A 12,411-nucleotide genomic window follows, 5' to 3' on the forward strand; every position below is an offset into this window, starting at 1 on the left:
TAGACTTAACTGGCTTGGCAGAAAGTGAAATCAACACAGCCACTGGTGATGGTGATGGTGATTTTCTTTGATATCCATGCAGGAACGGAGCACGCATATATCGCCATGTTTGATGCGGATGTAGGTGACGGTAGCGGAAGTGATAACCTGAATCTGTCAGTTTACATTCCTGCCCCAGACTACCCTAAAGTCAGCACCAACGGTAACGCGGCTTCCGATGAGCCAGTTTTTCTGGTTAATCTCTACTGGATAGTGTGCCGCAGGGATGCACCGATTCAGGCATAATCGGTGCTGCTAGTATGGTTTCACTCGAGTGGATGATTTTTGCCCCAACACTCGTCATCTGGGACTTTGACTCACTAAGGCGGGTAAAAAGTACTTTCGCAGACCCAAACTATAGTAAATACTCTGTAGGACTCACCCGCTAGCCATTCGTGGTAAGAAGAGCGAATTAAAACCGATCAGAATCTGGCCGGTTTTTTAGTCACATTTAAGATCATCCTGCTGGTGAATAAAAGCGCTCGCTATGTCTAGGGATACTCGACCAAAGTCCCAAAAATCTTTTGTCTTTCGATTGATATTCACAGCAACAGAAAGCTGATATTCCGGTAATATCATTAACCAACTCTGACTGCCACGACTAACTCCGCCGTGATTGGCCACTTTTGTTAATCCTACCTCAGGGATTTCTACTTCAGTCACCCGCCAACCCAAGGCATAGTTTTGTTCATTCACTTCACCATTGGCCAATTTTTGTGGCGCCCAAAATATCTCCCGGACTCCTGGGGACAAGTAGTCTGCTTTCAGGAACTGAGCACCCAGTCTCACCAAGTCACTGGGTGTGGAAATAAAGCCTCCCCCCGGCAGGCGATGACTTAAATCCACTGGACGCCATTCCCGCAGGCGAAGGGCACTGCCAGACAAGCCATTACTTTTGTAGAAACGAGCAATATTACGTTCTATATCACCATTCAGTGGCGATACCTCTGTGCTGTTCATTCCGCTAAGCGTAAATACCTCATCATGCATCACTTCCAGATAAGGTTTGTCCTCAGCACCAGCCAAAACGGCTCCCAGAAGAACTGTGCCCAAAGTACTGTAATAAAAATCGGTACCCGGTTCGAAAAGTAATTCACTAGCATCAAAAATTCCCAGAGCCCGATACATATCCTCGTAGTGAACATCCAGTGCCAGAGTTTGATACAACCCCAGCCAATCGGAGTTCTTTTTATAATGTGGCAAGCCAGACATATGGGAAGCCAATTGGCGCGGGGTCATTGACGCCCAATCGGGGTTTGGTAAGGGTTCCAGATAATTTGAGATAGGTTTATCCAGATCAATAGCCCCCCTCTGTACCAAACGCGCCAATGCAGTTCCTGTTAAAGCCTTAGAGGTGCTACCAATACGAAAGCGTGTCTCTGTAGAAACAGGTACTTGCTCCTCTAAATCAGCCCAGCCGGCAGCCCCAGCCCAAACTACTGCACCACAAGCAGATACTGCCGCAGAAATTGCCGGAGCACCGATTTTCTCACGATGATTTTCAATTGCTTTAAGCGATTGCCCTGCGGCAAGCTGCAATCCACTATCGGAGAGCTCTTGAGTGGACGGCGCCTTTGTAGGTAGAGCCTGCCACCCCAATGGACTTAACGGCACTGTATTTAGTGACCAGGCATAGAATTGATAAACTGGCCACAACATATAAGTAAAACCACACAGAAGTGTGGCCACGCTCATCAATATGAGCTTACGTCTCATACCCCCTCCGAATTAAGCTTTAGGTCTGTTGCCCGATTTAAAAGCAAGCTTGACACAATTAAAAGTGTCGCAGGAGACACATTTACGACCAATTCCGACACGATTTTAGATCGGCCCTAGGTCTCAAGTTTTATTCTATTCCCACGTTTCCTAAGCGGTGAACAATATCGAAATTTATTTTTAGATTTTTCCATAAAGAAGTATTTTATTCGCAAACTAATAAACTCTAGCGCCATTAGGGTATTCATAGGTTTACCTCCAACTCAGTAAATTTTCTCTAAAGTTGAAAACTAACCTTCAATAAACAATTATTAAAAATGCCGTTTGGGAGAGATTTAAAGAATCATTTACTTTTTAACTAGGCTAAATATAAATCTTCCAATTTAAATATTAACAATTGGCTGCAAGTAATTAATAATTATATTTTTAGTGAAAACGCTTTCGATATTCACTCGGCAAAATACCCTTGTGCTTTTTAAAGGCTCTTCTCAATTGCTCTTGGGATTGAAAGCCACAGAGTTTTGCCACTTTATCCTGTGACTGATTTTGTTCGGAAAATAATTGGCAAGCTCGTTCCACTCTTATCTGCTCTAGAAAACGAGCAGGTGTTACACCAAGTTCTCGCACAAAGCTCCGGGCAAAATTCCGTGGGCTCATAGCGGCTTCCTGAGCCAGCCTCTCCACCGTTAAAGGTTTCCTAATATTCTGGTACATCCATTCAATTAAAGTTGCAAAACGATCGCTGTTTATCTGATTTTCCAATCGCACACTAAATTGCTGCTGTCCTCCATCTCTCTTTAAGTAGAGAACAAGAATTCGAGCCAGGTTGAGTGCCAAGCCCCTCCCATGGTCCTCCTCAATCATCGATAGAGCCAAATCAATTCCAGCAGTAATTCCGGCCGACGTATAAACATTACCGTCGCGGACAAAGATGGCATCCGGATCCACTTCTACCTGGGAGAATCCCTGCAACTCAGGAACATCCGCCCAATGCGTCGTAGCACGCCGCCCATTGAGAATGCCTGCGTTGGCGAGCATCAAGGCCCCACTACAGATTGAACCAATACGAGCAACTTTTTTCTGCTGCTCAGCCAGCCACTCCAGAACAGAACTATTGGCACAAGCTCGCTGACAGGAGTCCGGTGGCATGCCGCTCACTAACAGGGTATGAATCCCCTCAGCTTCATGAAACGGGAGGTCTATAAAAACCTTAACCCCTGTCGAAGTCGTAACCGGACCAGACTCAAGTCCCACCAACTGAATATCATAGAAATCCTGGTTGGAACGCCCTTGTTTGCGCAACTGATCATTTGCCAAGGCAAAAACCTCTAGGGGACCTGTGATATCCAGGCTAGTTGCACCCGGGCAGACCACCATGGCGACTTTCCTAGCTCCATTTTGTGTTTGTTGGTGCTTATTCATCTCGGCAGTTTTCCACAACGGCTGGGGATAAGAATGATTTACAGGCGCCAGATTCTGCCAGTTATAACCATCTTAGACACCCTGTTACCCCAAATTGATAGTCATTTTCTCCGGTACTGACGTATAAACTTTGACGGATATGAGTAACCCTCGGGTGACTATTGGTTCTTAAAGCTCCGAACGAGCCATACATCAGCTTGAGGCTTGACCTTCACTTAGCTGTCCGCACAATTGGCCCCTAATTTGTACACATCAACGGAGATCCCCTTTTGGTGGAGTTAATACTGAATCGAGGCGCAGAGCGCCGACTCAAGCGTGGCCACCTATGGATTTACAGCAATGAGGTGGACACTAAGCGCTCTCCATTAAAGGGAATTGATGCGGGTAGTCAGTGCCAAGTTCACGATAGCCAGGGCAAGCTGCTCGGCACAGCCTTTGTAAATCCGAGCCAACTTATTTGTGGACGAATAGTCAGCCGTAATTCTGACTTTTCCACAGATACTGTTTGTGAGCGCATACAAACTGCATTTGAACAGCGCCAACGGTACTTTTCCCACCCCAGCTACCGGATGGTATACGGTGACTCTGACTGGCTTCCGGGCTTGGTAGTGGATAGGTTTGGGGATTATTTAGTAGTCCAGGTCAGCAATTGGGGAATGGAGCGCTACCAACAAACGGTTGTGGATAAGTTGGTGGAGATGGTTAACCCCAAAGGCATCCTGCTGCGCAATGATCATCAGGGGCGCGCAGTTGAAGATATGCCGCTGGTACACAACGTGGCCTTTGGAGATGTACCCGAGATGGTCCCGTTCGAGGAGAACGGCGTTCCACTTCTGGCCCCGGTACACCAGGGGCAGAAAACCGGTTGGTTTTACGATCACCGGGAAAACCGCAGGCTGTTGAATCGCTGGGTCAACGGCAAAAAAGTATTAGATCTGTTTTCCTACGCGGGCGGTTGGGGTATTCAGGCACTGGCCAATGGTGCGGCAGAGGTAGTGTGCGTAGACGCCTCTCAGCAGGCCTTGGACTGGTGTTTGCTCAATGCGGATCACAATGGATTCGCCGACAAGCTCAAAACCATCCAGGGTAAAGCACTGGATGTCCTCAAAGGGTTGGTCGCAGAGGGGGAGAGGTTTGATGCGATTGTGCTCGACCCACCCGCTTTTATTAAGCGGAGGAAAGATCATAAAGCCGGCTTGGCGGCCTATCGCCATATCAATGAACTCGCAATGCGTTTGTTGGCGAAGGATGGGCTGTTAGTAAGCGCTTCCTGCTCTATGCATCTGCAATCTGATGAGCTTCTCGACTGTATCCGTGGCGCCGCTCACCGCTTGGGGCGCCCAGCCTCAATTCTGGCCAGTGGTGGTCAAGGGGCTGATCACCCTATGCATCCAGCAATTCCGGAAACCAACTACCTAAAAGCTCATTTTGTACATCTCGGGGGAAACACCAATAAGTAGGTGCTCATGAACCCCACAAGGCCCCGGTAATGACCGGGGCCTTGTTCTCAGATCGATGAACCTACTTCAGGTCAAAAGACATACTTCATGCCTAAAGTGGCAGTGCGGGGTCTGTTTGCACGGGCGCCATCTGGACTGCGACTAATAATAACCTGCTCATCCAACAGATTATCCACTTTCAGGTAACCGGTCAGGTCAGCCATGAAATCATAATGCGCAGCAGCATCTACAACCCAAAGTGACTCGGTATAATCAAATTGGTCGGTATCTCCCCGGTTGCATTGGGTATTAACACACATCTCGTCCTGATAGGCTGCAGTCAGGTTCAAACGCCAAGCAGCGCCGCTATCCAGACCCGCAGATATCGCAAAGACATTTTCTGGGAGGTATTCGAGGTTGTCGCCGGCAAGCAGGTCATTACCATCACTATCTTCACTGATTTCTGCATCAGTAAAGGTATAGGTTGCCCGCACCGGTAGTATCCAACCGTTTGTGAGCACCCACTCACTTCCAAGCGTAGCTTCCAGCCCTTTGATTTCTGCTTCACCCAACTGGTAGGTACCACTCTCGGCACCATTGGGACATTTCACCGCCACCGAGCAGTTTTGCACAGCATTTTCATAGTCACTGTAGAAGGCGATCAATTCAGCATTCAGGCTTCCGTTATCGAAGCGAGCACCCCATTCATAGTTTGTGGATAACTCCGGCCCCTGGCCATCGGCTGCACCTGCGCCGGGAGGGGCGAAGCCACGGTGCACACCTGCCAGCAGGCTCCACTGTTCGCTTGCCTGGTAAACAAGTCCCAAGCCTGGCAGCCATTCATCCACCTGATTGGAGCGATAGCTGCCCTTCTCTGTACGCTCAGCGTCGTTATAACGCTGCTGCTCGGTCTCTATATCCTCGTAGCGAAGAACAGCGGTGAGAGTCAGCTTATCGTTCAGCTGGATATCGTCGTAGATAAAGAACGAAGTTGCATCCGCTTCTTCAACACGGTTATTGCTGCTTTCTTCAGCGGTATCGGGAATATCTGTGCTCAGATACACCAATTTGCCATCAACCTGCTCATAGTTTTCCACAGGCTGGAATCTATCCACCTCATCTCGATGCTGGCGCACTCCAAAGGACAGCTCATGACTAACGGAAGCAGTATTAAAGCGCCAATCGGCACTGATCTGCAGGCCCTTGGCCTCGTACTCACGATTGTTGTGCTTAACACCGAAGGTGTAATCTTCAGTGCCATCCAAAACCGCTTGAGGGTCTAAAACTCCATCAACACTGCCGCCGGTATTAACAGCATCTATCAAGTCACCCTCGCTGACCTTAAACCAGTCGCGTTTAAACTTGTTGTAGTAAGCCTGGGTATGCAGGGCAAAACTGTCACTCAGTTCGATACTGTGGTTCAGCTGGATAGTGCTGTGGCGATTCTGCATTTCATCCAGGGCGCTGATACCGTATCGACGGTTCGGATCTTTCTTAAAGTCGGCATCCGTTAGGCCCAGATAACTCATGCCAGACTCCTCTTCGGAGTACTGAAGCTTGATATCCAACTGCTGGCGATAAGTTGCGTCTCTATCGGAACTGATACGGCCCTTTAATAGATAGTCTTCTTTAGCAATATCTGCGCTGCCGGCACTATCGATTTCTCTGAATCCATCTGCATACTGCTGCTGTGTTTCCAACAACCAGCCAGTATTTTCTGTACTGGCACCATAATGAGCATGCAAACGGGTCTCACCGAATTCTCCGGCCTCTAGTTGCACCATACCTTCACTGGCAGTGGGAATAGGTGTGCTCAACATATTGACTGCACCACCCACGGTGAATGGGCCATATTGCAGAGATCCGGGGCCTTTTAACACCTCAATTGCATTCATGCGGCCCGCACTGGGGAAATAATAAGCTTCTGGTGCAGAGTAAGGAGCCGGAGCCACTAACACTCCATCTTCCATCAAGGAAATTTTGGCGGAGCGTCCCCCTTGGGCACCGCGAATCCCGATATTCGGACGCAATCCGTAGCCATCTTCTTCAAGAATGTAGACCCCAGGAACTGAGCGCATCATGCGATTGATATCAACAAACTCGAACTCGGCTAACTCATCAGCATCAACCAAGTGTGCAGAGCCAGGCAACTTGGAAATAGATGAGGAGTCGCCGATTGCTGTTACGCTCTCCAGCTGTTGCTCGGCTAAAGTCGGCGCAGCACTAAGAGTGGCTATCGTAAAGGCCAGGGGTGTAAATGGAATGTGCTTCATGAACCCTCCAAGGATTATTAGTAACCTTGAGTCATTGTTTTTATAAATACGAATGATTGTATTTTAACATTCCCATTACACTTTATTTACACTCTTATTTTTGTTGTTTAGCGTCACGAACTTCGCTGGGGTGCCTGCAACTTTAAGGTTTTGCTTATAAGCAGATGTTTTCTAGGATCTACTCTTCGATCTGACTAGCATTGGGCTCACGTATCCGCTTCGGGTGTGCCCATGATTAGAAAGGCAAAACTCAAAGAGCTGGACAGGTTGGAGCAACTTTGGCTACATGCATCAGCGAACTCCCACCCCTCCATACCCCGCCAGTTTTGGGTGGACCGTATAGCTCAATTTCGTAAAGACTGCCGTAACGCCACTCAATGCCTGGTTTATACCGATCGCAACAACGCTGTCGCGGAAGCCTTTATCACGCTTCTTAGTGACGGTACCGTCACCCACCTCTGTGTCAGTCCTTTATTTACCGGTTGTGGAATCGGCACTAACCTCATTTCTGCAATTCGTGACCGACGCTATCCACTAAAGGCTGAAGTACTTCGTGAAAATCTTCGCACTCGATACTTTCTACAAAAGCATGGTTTTGTGGAGGTGGAGCGCAGCTATCACGTGGAGTATGGCCAGCATTCAATCTCCATGCAGTGCCCCAAGGCATCTGCAAGATAAAATTTGCCGCACTATGCCCATTGAATAGACTTTCCCTTATAACTGAAGCTTATTGAATCACTTCTTTTTATTGTTTCTACGCGACTCTTGAACCGGGTAGCATGCCTCCCATCATAATTTTCCTGAGCGCTGAATTTTTATGGGACGCAACGCTTCCAGCCAAACTTTACAGCCTATTCCAGAACGCACCTTTCATCACGATGCGGATCTGGGGTCCATGAACCTTCGTTTCGCTGGCGCCAAGCCAAGCGAAATTATGCAGTTCACCATGGAACACGCTCAGAACCCGGTGGTTTTTACTAATTTCCGCCCATTGGCGATAGCTTTTCTTCACTTGGTTACGCGCGCCAAACCGGATATCCCGGTAATTTGGGTGGATCACGGCTATAACACCCCGGAAACCTATCGCCATATTGAAAACGTGGTCAAATCTCTCGATTTGAACCTGCGCACCTACTCACCGAAGATGTCCGCGGCCCACTACAACGCTGTATACGGGGGAATCCCACAGCTGGATACCCCTGAACATGACTTCTTCTCCAGGACCGTTAAATTGGAGCCGTTTAACCGCGCTATGCAGGAATTGCAACCGGATGTATGGCTAAACGGTATCCGCCACGATCAGAATTCGCATCGCAAAAACCTGGATATTTTCACCCAGGGCAACCACGGTACTATTCGAGTGGCACCGATGTTCCACCTCAAGGAAATCGATGTGGAAGAGTATGTTTATGAGAATAACCTCCCCGATAACGATATTTACTTTGATCCAACTAAAGGTGAGGAGCACCGGGAGTGCGGATTGCTGTTGGAAAAATAGAGTGGAATACTCGGCGAGGACTAGCGTACTTCGCCTATTTCTTTAACAAGGCCTTCTATCCCAGCCGTTTATAAAGTGAATACTTTTTGCGTATTTACCGAATAATAAAATCTATTACAAAAGGCGAGCCTCGACTCGCTGTATTTTTTCAAAAAGGAGACTCTTCTATTTACTTCCGCGTAAATCCAGAAGAGTCTTTAAATTACTTATCATGCGATAGGCTAGGCAACTGCCCCTTTTGCAAGATGACCTCCTTTTTCCATGTAAATTTTCAGGTCCTTCAGCATTTGCTCAAATTGAGAGCCAGTCATCTTCTTCACCACAGGACTCAACACGCCTCCTAAAGCATTTAACTCCATATTTGCAGTGAAATTCACTGTTGTGCCTCCACCAACAGAGGGGCTTAATTTAAATTGAGATAAACTCTTTTTAACGGGGAATCCCGGTGGCGAATTTTTTGTTTCAACCGAGACATCCAGTTCATAGTTTTTCTCATCAAACCTTGTAATAGTTTCATCTGCGACAAGACCCGACGGTCCCTTATTTGTCAGCACACAAACCCGGCCTTCTACACTCGCATTTTCAACAGGTTTTCCCTCCTTAGCGAAGGAGTGAGGGATTAACGTCATCCACTCGTAAGCTGTATCAAAATCAACGGCGAGGACTTTCCAGACCTCATCAATTGGGCGGTTAATTGCGATTTCTCGGTTTACTTGGGCTTCTTTCATCTCTGATCTCCTGGGTTTCTCTACGGAGTGCTATTGACGGGAGACAGATTAACTGGACACTATATGCAACGGAATACAGCAAAATAGGACAATGTGTTGCATAAAGAGTCCATCGATTGGGGAGATATCCAGTTCTTTATCGCGGTAGCCAGGAGTAAGAGCGCTCGCAGCGTTGCTGACGACTTTAAAGTCAGCCATTCCACAGTTTCTCGCCGTATTGATGCCCTGGAGGAAAAACTCCAGGCCAAGCTGTTTTATCGCAGCTCCAAAGGCTATCAGCTGACGGAGGATGGCAAGGCGATGCTCGACTACGCCCAATCGGCAGAGCAGTATCTAAATGCCGCGCAGAAGCATTTACAGGGGGGGAGTAACCAGCTGTCCGGGGAAGTTCGCATCACTATGCCGGATGTAGTCGCATCGCACTTAATTATCCCCTACCTAAATGACTTCTCACGTACGTATCCAGAGATCAACATACAGCTACTGGTTACTAGCCACGTTCTCGATTTGGAAAGTCACCAAGCCGACATAGCACTTCGTATTCTCCCCAAAGGCGACGTCGATATTTCGGATCGACTTGTTGCTCGCAAGCTCGCCGACCTACCCAGTTGCTGTTACGGTTCTCCGAGGTATATCGAGAAATCTGTACCTGACGATGGCCACTGGCTCGGCTGGAGTGGCGATGACGCCACATTGAATTGGGCCAAAGACACGCCCTATCCGCAGATGCCTTATCAGCACCAGATTAATCATGGCTTGATACAGCTAGAGGCAGTTAAGAGTGGACTGGGGCTGGCCAGGCTGCCCTGCTTTCTTGCAGATGGTGCTGAAGGAGTCATCCGGGTCCCTGGGGCAGCTCCATCCAGCCTGCATGAACTGTGGCTAGTCTCCAACCCAGAGCACCGCAATGTTATGCGTTTTAAGGTTTTTAGGGAATTTATCGTGAAGTTGTTTAGCCGCCTGAATGATAAGTTAATAGGCAAGGCTTAACTGCATCGACTGATATTATTCTAAAAGTGATGGGATGTATTGTGACTTTAGTGATAACTCAATACTGATTTACACGCTTTTTGGCCATAATTTTTGCCGACCAATACCCAATTTTCTGGGAGCTGATTGTCAGAGTGGATACTTGGTAATGGGGTAATCGGCTCATCCACTCTCATCACCAAGCTTAATATTGTCGCAAAGCAAGCTCTATTACAGCCTACTTTGCGCCTTACCTAACGCCCACTGGATAATTACATCCTCGTAGTTGAATTCACCAATACTTCACCTTCCGCGTAGAGTTCACAGCGATCCCTTATCTGGTACTGCTTTCGCTGTTCCTCACAGGCCTGAAGAGCACTTTGACTCGCCTCAGCTTGGGTGCTTCCACCATCTTCGTTAAAACCGGCCACAAATGCGCCACGATAGTCCACAGCCATTGCCAGGGCCTTGTTTCCTGAGTACTTCCTGTAAGTTGACATTAGTTGGCCCAAACCACTGATCTCAGGCTCGAACTCCAATCCCTCTTCCTCCTCCAACTCATCCAGCATCGACTGCAACTGTGCCCGCGAGCCCTCTTCTGCAATTTGCATGAATAGCGGTTGGGAGACTTTTGCGAAAAGATCTTTATCTCGGTCCAGGTAAAGCTCCAGCACATACCACCAAGCAATTCCTGTTTCTCTCGGTGCGCGTAGATACGCCTGCTCCAACATTTCCGTATACTTCTGGCGGGGATACCCCAAAACTTGCATTGTGATCGCCAGTTCATGCCAGTACGCCGGTACTTCCCCATTGGCATTTACCAATTGAACATATTTATCCCGGATACGTTTCATGTTTCTGGGACTGGGGTGTCCCTCCTCCGCCAAGGCTGCCGATAAATCATTTTTTGCCTGGGCTTCAAGATACCAGGTTTCTCCCTGGTACTGCGCCGGAATAGAGTTCAAGACTTCCTCAGCGCGGGAATAGTTTTCTTCACCTGTCAAGGCAATGGCCAGTGCGGACTTTAACGATGGGCTAGAAGCCTGCTTTTTATCTGCATAGGCAATATATCTCTCTAGTGCTTCGGATCCCTGCTCTGAAATTGCCATAAAGTAGGCCAGTTCTGCGACTGCGGTACTACTTTCCATCAGGTTAACGGTGGGGGACTTAACGATACCATTATCGGAAAATTCTCCCTCATAATAATTGAAATGACTTTTCGGCAATTTCTTATACTGCTCATTGAGCTCGTCAAAAGTCATTCCCAGAGCTTCAGGTAGGCCCGCAATTGGATCATCGCCGGCGTTGAAAGCCTCCAAATAGTTATTTAAGGCTTTATTTCTACCTTTATCGAAAATCATCCAGTGAGCTAACATCCATCCACTGGCATAAAGTGCCTCGGTATCCCTTGAATTCAGCGAACCAGGAGTGGCTGAAAGCAGCTTATCCAGTGGTAACTCTCTCGCTCGAGTAAGACTAATCGCTCGATCAACAGGTATTTTTCCGAAGCTGTACTTTTTATTTTCCTCAAAATCTACCGTGGAAAACACTTCAGCAATACCTTCACTAAACCAGTAGGGGTAGAGGTGCTGGCTTCCGCTGTAGGTCAAAAAATGCGTATATTCATGAAACAACGTCTGGCGAGCCGGGTTGTCAGGAAGGACGCGATTTCCGTTTAGGTTTAATAATGCAAAACTCCCATACGCAGTATTATGGAATTGTCCAATGACAGTTCTAGACGACTCACTACCGCTGACTCCTTTAAAGCTGAGCCGATCATCCAGGGCGTATATCGTCAACTTTTGTTGATCTGCTGAATACCTGATGTATCGTTTTGCGAAAATTCGAAATCGTTCCAAGTCTATTGCCAGCTTTTCAACTTGCTTGGGGTTGTCATTGGTAACGATCCGAAAATGCTCGGTTTCGATCTCATACCATTCGGAATTCACTAATTTCTGCGTGCTTGTGCAACCGTATAAAGCCAGTGCAATCACACCACTAGTAACTATCAAACGACGAGCATCGCCGAGAATAGAAGAGATTAGGTTCCCCATAAGCCTTATGGTCCGTTTAGTTTTATTTTTTCGTAGAAATAGATAAGTAGAAAGGTTACCTAAAATTTTTTTCTTTTTAAAAATACAACAAAATTATTGCTTGGCCAGAATTTACTAAAAATTTTACTGTTTACTTTAATGGTTTGTCAGTAATTTTAAGCTTTAAAGGAAGGGTAGGTGCCCAATCGGCGTGACGCTTTTGATAGGGGGGAAAAAAGACCGAATTTGTCGCAAGTTATTTTTAAGCGGAAAAAATATCCACAGTAATTCCCC

10 protein-coding genes are annotated in these 12,411 nt (G+C 47.4%); 5 read left to right on the plus strand and 5 right to left on the minus strand.

Translation table 11 applies throughout. The features are described 5' to 3' along the window. The first annotated feature begins 24 nt into the window (after positions 1 to 24). Positions 25 to 285: a hypothetical protein gene (locus ACJJIS_RS21755; RefSeq protein WP_475709066.1), complete on the plus strand. Its 261-nt coding sequence runs from the start codon at positions 25 to 27 to the stop codon at positions 283 to 285. Positions 286 to 480: 195 nt separating this feature from the next. On the opposite strand, the gene ACJJIS_RS21760 is transcribed toward ACJJIS_RS21755, so the two are convergent. Together ACJJIS_RS21760 and ACJJIS_RS21765 are read right to left on the minus strand one after the other, a co-directional pair. Continuing rightward, the gene (locus tag ACJJIS_RS21760) at positions 481 to 1,755 is read right to left on the minus strand and encodes a serine hydrolase domain-containing protein (protein ID WP_475709067.1); all 1,275 of its coding nucleotides are present in this window, start codon (positions 1,753 to 1,755) and stop codon (positions 481 to 483) included. 426 nt (positions 1,756 to 2,181) lie between these two features. Beyond that, positions 2,182 to 3,177: a GlxA family transcriptional regulator gene (locus ACJJIS_RS21765; RefSeq protein ID WP_475709068.1), complete on the minus strand. Its 996-nt coding sequence runs from the start codon at positions 3,175 to 3,177 to the stop codon at positions 2,182 to 2,184. 272 nt (positions 3,178 to 3,449) lie between these two features. On the opposite strand from ACJJIS_RS21765, the gene ACJJIS_RS21770 reads away from it, so the two are divergent. Further along, positions 3,450 to 4,637 carry a class I SAM-dependent rRNA methyltransferase gene (locus ACJJIS_RS21770; protein WP_475709069.1) on the plus strand — a complete coding sequence of 396 codons (1,188 nt, stop codon included), beginning with the start codon at positions 3,450 to 3,452 and terminating at the stop codon, positions 4,635 to 4,637. Between the two features lie 71 nt (positions 4,638 to 4,708). Here the strand turns inward: ACJJIS_RS21770 and ACJJIS_RS21775 are convergent, their stop codons facing one another. After that, positions 4,709 to 6,889 (minus strand): TonB-dependent receptor family protein, encoded by a 2,181-nt coding sequence (locus ACJJIS_RS21775; protein WP_475709070.1) that lies wholly within the window; start codon positions 6,887 to 6,889, stop codon positions 4,709 to 4,711. 231 nt (positions 6,890 to 7,120) lie between these two features. On the opposite strand from ACJJIS_RS21775, the gene ACJJIS_RS21780 reads away from it, so the two are divergent. Both ACJJIS_RS21780 and ACJJIS_RS21785 read left to right on the plus strand, forming a co-directional pair. Beyond that, the gene (locus tag ACJJIS_RS21780) at positions 7,121 to 7,567 is read left to right on the plus strand and encodes a GNAT family N-acetyltransferase (RefSeq protein WP_475709071.1); all 447 of its coding nucleotides are present in this window, start codon (positions 7,121 to 7,123) and stop codon (positions 7,565 to 7,567) included. A gap of 139 nt (positions 7,568 to 7,706) precedes the next feature. Further along, positions 7,707 to 8,387 carry a phosphoadenosine phosphosulfate reductase domain-containing protein gene (locus ACJJIS_RS21785; RefSeq protein WP_475709072.1) on the plus strand — a complete coding sequence of 227 codons (681 nt, stop codon included), beginning with the start codon at positions 7,707 to 7,709 and terminating at the stop codon, positions 8,385 to 8,387. Between the two features lie 221 nt (positions 8,388 to 8,608). On the opposite strand, the gene ACJJIS_RS21790 is transcribed toward ACJJIS_RS21785, so the two are convergent. Next, entirely contained in the window at positions 8,609 to 9,115 is a 507-nt protein-coding gene (locus ACJJIS_RS21790; protein WP_475709073.1) for an SRPBCC family protein, read from the minus strand. Between the two features lie 96 nt (positions 9,116 to 9,211). Here ACJJIS_RS21790 and ACJJIS_RS21795 point away from each other — a divergent pair, with 96 nt between their 5' ends. Further along, entirely contained in the window at positions 9,212 to 10,105 is an 894-nt protein-coding gene (locus tag ACJJIS_RS21795; protein WP_475709074.1) for a LysR family transcriptional regulator, read from the plus strand. 251 nt (positions 10,106 to 10,356) lie between these two features. Here ACJJIS_RS21795 and ACJJIS_RS21800 read toward each other — a convergent pair whose 3' ends face one another. Further along, positions 10,357 to 12,138, minus strand: a complete 1,782-nt coding sequence (locus ACJJIS_RS21800; protein WP_475709075.1) for a hypothetical protein — start codon at positions 12,136 to 12,138, stop codon at positions 10,357 to 10,359. Positions 12,139 to 12,411 lie beyond the last annotated feature (273 nt).

The organism is Microbulbifer maximicatervae (SeqCode) (assembly GCF_056231245.1).

Excerpts from the sequence above, each read along its gene's own strand:
- ACJJIS_RS21760 (WP_475709067.1), bottom strand. The coding sequence starts at position 1,755 with ATGAGACGTAAGCTCATATTGATGAGCGTGGCCACACTTCTGTGTGGT.
- ACJJIS_RS21765 (WP_475709068.1), bottom strand. The coding sequence starts at position 3,177 with ATGAATAAGCACCAACAAACACAAAATGGAGCTAGGAAAGTCGCCATG.
- ACJJIS_RS21775 (WP_475709070.1), bottom strand. The coding sequence starts at position 6,889 with ATGAAGCACATTCCATTTACACCCCTGGCCTTTACGATAGCCACTCTT.
- ACJJIS_RS21780 (WP_475709071.1), top strand. The coding sequence starts at position 7,121 with ATGATTAGAAAGGCAAAACTCAAAGAGCTGGACAGGTTGGAGCAACTT.
- ACJJIS_RS21785 (WP_475709072.1), top strand. The coding sequence starts at position 7,707 with ATGGGACGCAACGCTTCCAGCCAAACTTTACAGCCTATTCCAGAACGC.
- ACJJIS_RS21790 (WP_475709073.1), bottom strand. The coding sequence starts at position 9,115 with ATGAAAGAAGCCCAAGTAAACCGAGAAATCGCAATTAACCGCCCAATT.
- ACJJIS_RS21800 (WP_475709075.1), bottom strand. The coding sequence starts at position 12,138 with ATGGGGAACCTAATCTCTTCTATTCTCGGCGATGCTCGTCGTTTGATA.